Raw genomic sequence first — 6,609 nt, forward strand, 5'->3', positions numbered from 1 at the left:
AACCAGTCAGCCAATCAGTCAGCGATCGAACAGAACTGACCGCTCGGGAATCCCGACAGCAGGGCCGCCCCCCCCCCGGGGGGCCGGCTTCCTGTGTCTATGACGCCCGCGTGGCCTAGGCTGTGTTTCATGGCACGTATCTACCGCGCGGAGCTGCGCCCCGGAAAAATGGAACTCATCTCCCAATGGCTGCCGAAAGCCTCCTGGTTCCCGGACGCCGGCCCGGTTGAGGCGGAACCGCTGGGGGCCTACCGCTTTGACGATCCGGCCGACCAGGTTGGCATCGAAACACACTTGGTGCGGGCCGGATCCCATACAGTCCAGGTGCCCCTGACCTACCGGGGAGAGCCGCTGCCAGGCGCAGATGACTTCCTGGTGGGAATCATGGAGCATTCCGTCCTTGGCAGGCGCTGGGTCTACGATGCCTGCGGAGATCCGGTATATGCCCAGGCCTTCGCAGCTGCGGTCATCGACGGGGTGGACCAGGCTCCGCTCTATGCCGAGGAAGACGGCGTGCGGCACGAACTGGCGCCGACCATGCAACTTGTGGGCAGCGGTATGCCGGACGGCGAAGAGCTGGTGGAGGCACCCGCTCATGAACCCCAGGGATGGGTAACGTCCACCCTTCGCCAGGGGGACTGGGAACTGTCCGTTGTGCGGTTGGTGGATCTTGGGGGACGGGCAGCACCGCCGCCCTCACTGGCCGGTCTCTGGAAGGGACAGCGGGAACCTGTTGTGCTGGGCTGGGCGCTGCCGCTCGGGTAAGGCAGGTAAGCCCGGGCGGTACGCCGGAACCGGTTGAAGACCACCTCGCCGCCCTCGTAGGTTGTGCCGGTCTTGGGTGGACTCTGGACAAAGGAATATCCGAGTCCACGGGCGAGAATCGAAAGATGCCCTTCGTCGAGGTGCTGCGCTACCACCCGCGCGCCGTGGTGCTGGCACTGGTTGCCACGATGGGTTTCTGCTGCCAGGGGCGCCGTCCTAAGCGCCGGTACCCGGTGATGCCTTGGCAGTCACCCGGCGGATGATCATCACCGGTGCGGAGGGTTGCTAGCTCCCGAGGAACGAATTCATAAAGCGGAAGAAAATGGAAGCTGCCACAGCCACCCAGAGCAGTGCGGTAATGGTCCAGGCCCATTCAGACAGGAAACGGACCAGGCCGGCCGGGGCAGGGATGACACCGTGTGCCAGGTTCCGGACCGTCGTAAAGACGAAGAGCGGAATCATCGCCGTCCAGACGACAATGCAGTAGAGACACAGGACGTAGATGTCGAAAAGCGCCTGGCTCCAGAGCCAGACCACAAAGCCCATCCCCACGGTTACTCCAGCCTGGACGGCAATCCAGTACCAGCGGGAGAACTGCGCGCCGGCCAGCATCGACATGGCCACGGTGATGGTCACCGAGAAAGCGACGATGCCGAGCAAGGGGTTGGGGAAGCCGAAAATGGCGGCCTGCCAGGTCTGGAACACGGTCCCGCAGGAGACCCAGGGACTGATGTCGCAGCTGGTGACATAGTTGGAGTCTTCATAAACGTGCAGCCGCTCCAACACGAGGATGCCGGAGGCAAGCCACCCCACCACTGACGTGATGAGCAGCAGTAGCGCGAAGGGACGCTGGCGGGCGGAGCGCACCAGGCCGGCCTCGCCGTCGGCGGCGGCTAAGTCTGCTCGGTCGGACGGGCGAGTGGCGCTGGAAGGCACGCGTTGCTCCTTTGGACGGGTGTTGATGGTCCGATTCTATGCCGTGTAAAGGTCCGGATTTGACCTCCGTGTGAGATAATGGCTGTGGCTGGTGGCGGAACCACATTCCGTCAACGGTCCAGCGACAGGCTTCCGGTGCTGTCGGCGATGCTTCCCAGGTAGGAAATACCCATCAATCCGGATGGGGCAGGGGAATCCGCCGATCAGCCCTACCACAGCCCAAACGTATAGCCGTTCCGAGCAGGTAGCAGGAAAAGCGCCGCTGGTCTTGCGAGTGATGCCGTGCCCTCACGATGGTGCGACCTCGAATGACATTTAGACGACTTCCGGCTGGCGCAGGCTGCGATGCCCCGTACAGCCGATACATTGCCCTCCGGGCATTGGAATGTGGCCAGTGCCGCGGGGGCCGGAGCATAGCTTTATATGAATACTGAACGCACAACAGAAGAAGCAGTTAAAGCCGCCCCGGCGGCTGAAGCAGTGCCGGAAACGGCGGCTTCCGTTCCTGGCGGTGCAGCTGAGGAAACTGCTGCCAAAGCACCCGTCAAGCGGGCCGCCCGGACCCGGCGGAAGCCGGCAGTAGCTTCCGCAGCAGAGGCCGAAGCTCCTGCTGATCCTCCCGCCGCGGAGACGCCGGCTCCGGAGCCGGCGGAGAAATCCAAGCGGACCCGTGCGCCCCGCCGCAAGCCGGCCGTGGCAGCCGCCGAAACCGTCTCCGAAACCGCCGCGGACAGCGAAGCCGCCGCCGCCGAAGCTCCAGCTGCCGCAGCCACGGCCCCTGCTGAAGCGACCCCTGCTGACGCAACCCCCGCTGAAGCCGGCGCGGCTGACGCCCCCGAATCCGTTCCTGCCCCGGCAAAAGCCGTCCGGCGCCGTCGTACGCCCGTAAAGAAGGCCACGGCCAGCGCAGACGCCGATGTCCCGGCAGCAGAACGGGCTCTGGATGCGGCACCTGCAGCCGCCGAAATTCCTGACTCTGCCGAACCCGCGGCGGCTGCCGACACGGCGACTACGGAAAGCCCGGCCAAGGCCGCACCGCGCACCCGCCGCCGTTCCACGGCCAAGGCACAGGCTCCTGCTGCCGCTGAATCCGGCGAAGCCACTGCGGCAACCGCTGAGTCCGGTGAAACTGCTGCAACTGCACCCGCGCCGGCCGAAGCCGGTAAGGGTGAGGCAACACCGGCCGCCGAGGAGACATCCTCCGTGCTGAACCCCTTCGCGATTCCCGAATCCGCAACCTCGGTGCTCTTCCACGCTCCGGACCTCACGGCCGTCAAGCCCGTAGTGGAGGCCAAGGCCGACTCTGAGGCCGACGACGATTCGGATGATGAAAACCGTGACGGTGGCCGTTCCCGCCGGAGCAGGCGCCGCAGCCGCGGCCGCACGAAACCCGAGGGTGAAGCCGCTGCCGAGGGCGAAGAGGACAGCGAAGCCGCGCCGGCCGATGAAAACGCGGAGGGTGTCACGTCTCGCCGCCGCCGTCGCCGCCGCCGCGGAGATGCCGATCTTGAGCTGACCGGCGGCTCGGACGACGATCCGCCCAACACGGTGACCCGCGTCCGTGCGCCGCGGGCCCATGCTGAAGCGCCGGTCAGCGACCGCGTCACCTCGGTAAAGGGTTCCACCCGCCTCGAGGCCAAGAAGCAGCGCCGCCGCGAATCCCGCGAGTCCGGCCGGCGCCGCCACGTCATCACCGAGGCGGAGTTCCTGGCCCGCCGCGAATCCGTTGACCGGCAGATGATCGTCCGCCAGCGTGACGACAGGATCCAGATCGGTGTGCTGGAGGACGGCGTCCTGGCCGAGCACTTCGTCTCCAACACCCAGCAGGATTCCCTGATCGGCAACGTCTACGTTGGCAAGGTCCAGAACGTGCTCCCGAGCATGGAGGCCGCGTTCGTCGACATTGGCCGCGGACGCAATGCCGTCCTGTACGCCGGTGAAGTCAACTGGGACGCCGCCGGCCTGGACGGTCAGCCGCGCCGCATCGAACTGGCCCTGAAATCCGGCGACTCCGTGCTGGTCCAGGTCACCAAGGATCCGGTTGGCCACAAGGGCGCCCGCCTGACCAGCCAGATCTCCCTGCCCGGCCGCTACCTGGTTTACGTTCCGGGTGGCTCCATGACCGGTATTTCCCGCAAGCTTCCGGATGTGGAGCGCAACCGCCTCAAGAAGATCCTGAAGGACCACCTGCCGCAGAATGCCGGCGTGATCGTCCGCACGGCCGCTGAAGGCGCCTCCGAAGAAGAGCTGATGAATGACATCAACCGGCTCCGGGCGCAGTGGGAGAACATCGAGGCCAAGGCCAAGTCCACCAAGACCCTCCCGCCGGAACTGCTCTACGGAGAACCGGACCTCACCATCAAGGTGGTCCGCGACGTCTTCAACGAAGACTTCTCCAAGCTCATCGTTTCCGGAGAGGAAGCCTGGGACACCATCGAGGCCTACGTAACCTACGTGGCTCCGGACCTGGTGGGCCGCCTGGAGAAGTGGACCAAGGACGAGGACATCTTCGCGGCCAGCCGCATTGACGAACAGATCGCCAAGGCACTGGACCGCAAGGTCTTCCTGCCTTCCGGCGGGTCGCTGGTCATCGACCGAACTGAAGCCATGACCGTGGTGGACGTCAACACCGGCAAGTTCACCGGCAGCGGCGGCAACCTCGAGGAAACCGTCACCAAGAACAACCTGGAAGCGGCGGAGGAAGTTGTCCGCCAGCTGCGTCTGCGGGACATCGGCGGCATCATCGTCATCGACTTCATCGACATGGTGCTCGAAGCGAACCGCGACCTCGTGCTCCGCCGCCTGGTTGAGTGCCTGGGCCGCGACCGCACCAAGCACCAGGTCGCCGAGGTGACCTCGCTGGGCCTGGTCCAGATGACCCGCAAACGGATGGGCACCGGCCTGCTGGAAGTTTTCGGCGAAGAGTGCGGGCACTGTGCCGGCCGCGGTGTCATCACCCATGACATCCCCGTGGAACACCGGCGCAGCACCAGCCACTCCGGTCATGCTGTCTCCGACGACAACCACCAGCAGCACCTGAAGCAGGAGAAGCAGTCCCGCGGTGAGCGCAAGCGCCGCAACCGGAACCAGAACCCGAATCAGGCCCAGCAGCCGCAGGCCGCTCCGCCCGCGGAGCCGGTGAAGGTTGAAGAACCGCAGCCGGATGACGCCGAGCGCGCCGCCAAGGCGGAAGCGGCCCGGGCGGCGCTGGCCTCCATCGCCGCGGCCACGGCTGCCGCGCACGATGCTCAAGAAAACCCGGAGGCTGCTGCTCCTGCCGCCAAGGACGCCCCCGCCGCCGCAGCGGAGGAGAAACCCCTTATCAAGGAGCCGCACGACGATGTCTCCGGGGAAGCCGGTGCCATCCTGCGGATCCAGGGCGAGACGGTCGTTGTTCCGCGCCGGGAGCGCCGCCGCCCGGTTCGCCAGGACGTCCAGCTGACCCTGGAAAGCCTGACCGAAGCGTTCAACGAGGTTTCTCCGGTAGCGTCCGGGGAAACCGGGACAGATGAGCAGGCTGCATCCGGAGCAGCGCGCCAGCAGAGCCGTGACGGTGCCCAGCAGGCCTCCGTGGCCAGCCCTGCCGCTGCGGCGGCTACCGGCGCCGCGGAAACCCCGCAGCGTCCGCGGCGGCGCCGTGCCGCGCGCAGCCCGCAGGGCTCCGCCGACGCGCAGATCATCAAGGCAGAGGCTGCAGAGCCCGCTGCACAGGGGAGCACGACGGCGGTATCGGCCCAGGTGCCCGCCAAGCCGCGCACCGAAGCTGCCGCCCCGGTGATCCTCGGCGTCGGAGTCCCGGCTTCGGACCTGTAGGGGCGCCCCAGGCCAACCCCGGCAACAACGCAGCAGGCTGCCGTCCGCACTGGACGGCAGCCTGCTGCTGTTAAACGCTGTGCAGCCCGGCATGGCGGCGGCCGGGCGGCAGCGGGAACGGAGTGCCGGCGCAGCCCAGCAGCCCGGAAGTGTTATAAAGTAGTCATAGCGCAGTGACGTCCGATGACGTTCGAGGTGGAGAAACGCTGGAAACAACCGTGCATTTGCGGCTTATGGGTCCCTTAGCGTAACCTTGAACTTCGGTGCGAACGCCTTCGAAGCCGTTCTTCGGTACAGGGCGTGACTGCATGGCGCAAGCCGGACACATTTCTGATCCGGGTAGTGCGCATCCAAGTATTAAACGTCGAGAGAAGTGAGTTCCCAAGTGGTGTACGCGATTGTCCGCGCTGGCGGCCGCCAAGAAAAGGTTTCCGTCGGAGACCTCGTAACCCTGGACCGCGTCCCCGGTGGAGCCGGCAGCACTTTTGAGCTGCCTGCCCTGCTTTTGGTTGATGGCGACAAGGTCACCTCTGCCGCTGCGGACCTGGCAAAGGTTACGGTTACGGCAGAAGTTATCGAGAACTTCCGGGGTCCGAAGATTGTTATCCAGAAGTTCAAGAACAAGACCGGTTACAAGAAGCGTCAGGGCTACCGCTCCTCGCTGACCAAGGTCAAGGTCACCTCCATCAACTCCTGATTCCTACGTGCCGGCTTCATCAGCGAAGCCGGAACCGCGGGATTGCCCGCACCTTAGGCATCAAGATCAGTCAGAGCAAAGGCAGGATTAGAAAATGGCACATAAGAAAGGTGCGAGCTCTACTCGCAACGGCCGCGACTCCAACGCACAGTACCTCGGCGTGAAGCGCTTCGGTGGCCAGGTTGTCAAGGCAGGCGAAATCATCGTTCGCCAGCGTGGCACCCACTTCCACCCCGGCGCAGGCGTTGGCCGCGGCGGAGACGACACGCTGTTCGCCCTCGAGGCTGGAGCTGTCGAGTTCGGCAGCCGCCGTGGACGCCGCGTCGTGAACATCGTCGCAGCAGCAGCCGAGTAATTTCCGGCAAATAGCTTTTCCGGTGGGGCGGGCCATAATGGGC

General features: G+C 65.5%; 6 protein-coding genes. 5 read left to right on the top strand and 1 reads right to left on the bottom strand.

The annotated features are described in order from the left end of the window. Positions 1-129: 129 nt before the first annotated feature. Positions 130-765 (top strand): CG0192-related protein, encoded by a 636-nt coding sequence (locus H9638_RS06450; RefSeq protein WP_191746411.1) that lies wholly within the window; start codon positions 130-132, stop codon positions 763-765. A gap of 125 nt (positions 766-890) precedes the next feature. Further along, entirely contained in the window at positions 891-1,028 is a 138-nt protein-coding gene (locus H9638_RS06455) for a hypothetical protein (protein WP_191746412.1), read from the top strand. Positions 1,029-1,050: 22 nt separating this feature from the next. Here the strand turns inward: H9638_RS06455 and H9638_RS06460 are convergent, their stop codons facing one another. Beyond that, positions 1,051-1,701 carry a vitamin K epoxide reductase family protein gene (locus H9638_RS06460; RefSeq protein ID WP_318241803.1) on the bottom strand — a complete coding sequence of 217 codons (651 nt, stop codon included), beginning with the start codon at positions 1,699-1,701 and terminating at the stop codon, positions 1,051-1,053. A 423-nt stretch (positions 1,702-2,124) separates the two neighbouring features. On the opposite strand from H9638_RS06460, the gene H9638_RS06465 reads away from it, so the two are divergent. The 3 genes from H9638_RS06465 to rpmA all read left to right on the top strand — a co-directional run bounded on the left by H9638_RS06465 (position 2,125) and on the right by rpmA (position 6,566). Continuing rightward, on the top strand, positions 2,125-5,514 hold the full coding sequence (locus H9638_RS06465) for an Rne/Rng family ribonuclease (RefSeq protein WP_191746413.1): 3,390 nt from the start codon (positions 2,125-2,127) through the stop codon (positions 5,512-5,514). Between the two features lie 385 nt (positions 5,515-5,899). Further along, positions 5,900-6,211, top strand: coding sequence for a 50S ribosomal protein L21 (rplU, locus tag H9638_RS06470; RefSeq protein WP_066297243.1), 312 nt, complete (start codon positions 5,900-5,902; stop codon positions 6,209-6,211). A gap of 94 nt (positions 6,212-6,305) precedes the next feature. Further along, positions 6,306-6,566 carry a 50S ribosomal protein L27 gene (rpmA, locus tag H9638_RS06475; protein WP_191746414.1) on the top strand — a complete coding sequence of 87 codons (261 nt, stop codon included), beginning with the start codon at positions 6,306-6,308 and terminating at the stop codon, positions 6,564-6,566. Positions 6,567-6,609 lie beyond the last annotated feature (43 nt).

Origin of the sequence: Arthrobacter pullicola, from assembly GCF_014836875.1 — a bacterium.
In the GTDB taxonomy this organism is placed as follows: domain Bacteria; phylum Actinomycetota; class Actinomycetes; order Actinomycetales; family Micrococcaceae; genus Arthrobacter_B; species Arthrobacter_B pullicola.

What these genes read in the sequence shown, in the direction of transcription:
- H9638_RS06465 (WP_191746413.1), top strand. Translation starts at nt 2,125, where the DNA reads ATGAATACTGAACGCACAACAGAAGAAGCAGTTAAAGCCGCCCCGGCG.
- H9638_RS06455 (WP_191746412.1), top strand. Translation starts at nt 891, where the DNA reads ATGCCCTTCGTCGAGGTGCTGCGCTACCACCCGCGCGCCGTGGTGCTG.
- H9638_RS06450 (WP_191746411.1), top strand. Translation starts at nt 130, where the DNA reads ATGGCACGTATCTACCGCGCGGAGCTGCGCCCCGGAAAAATGGAACTC.
- rpmA (WP_191746414.1), top strand. Translation starts at nt 6,306, where the DNA reads ATGGCACATAAGAAAGGTGCGAGCTCTACTCGCAACGGCCGCGACTCC.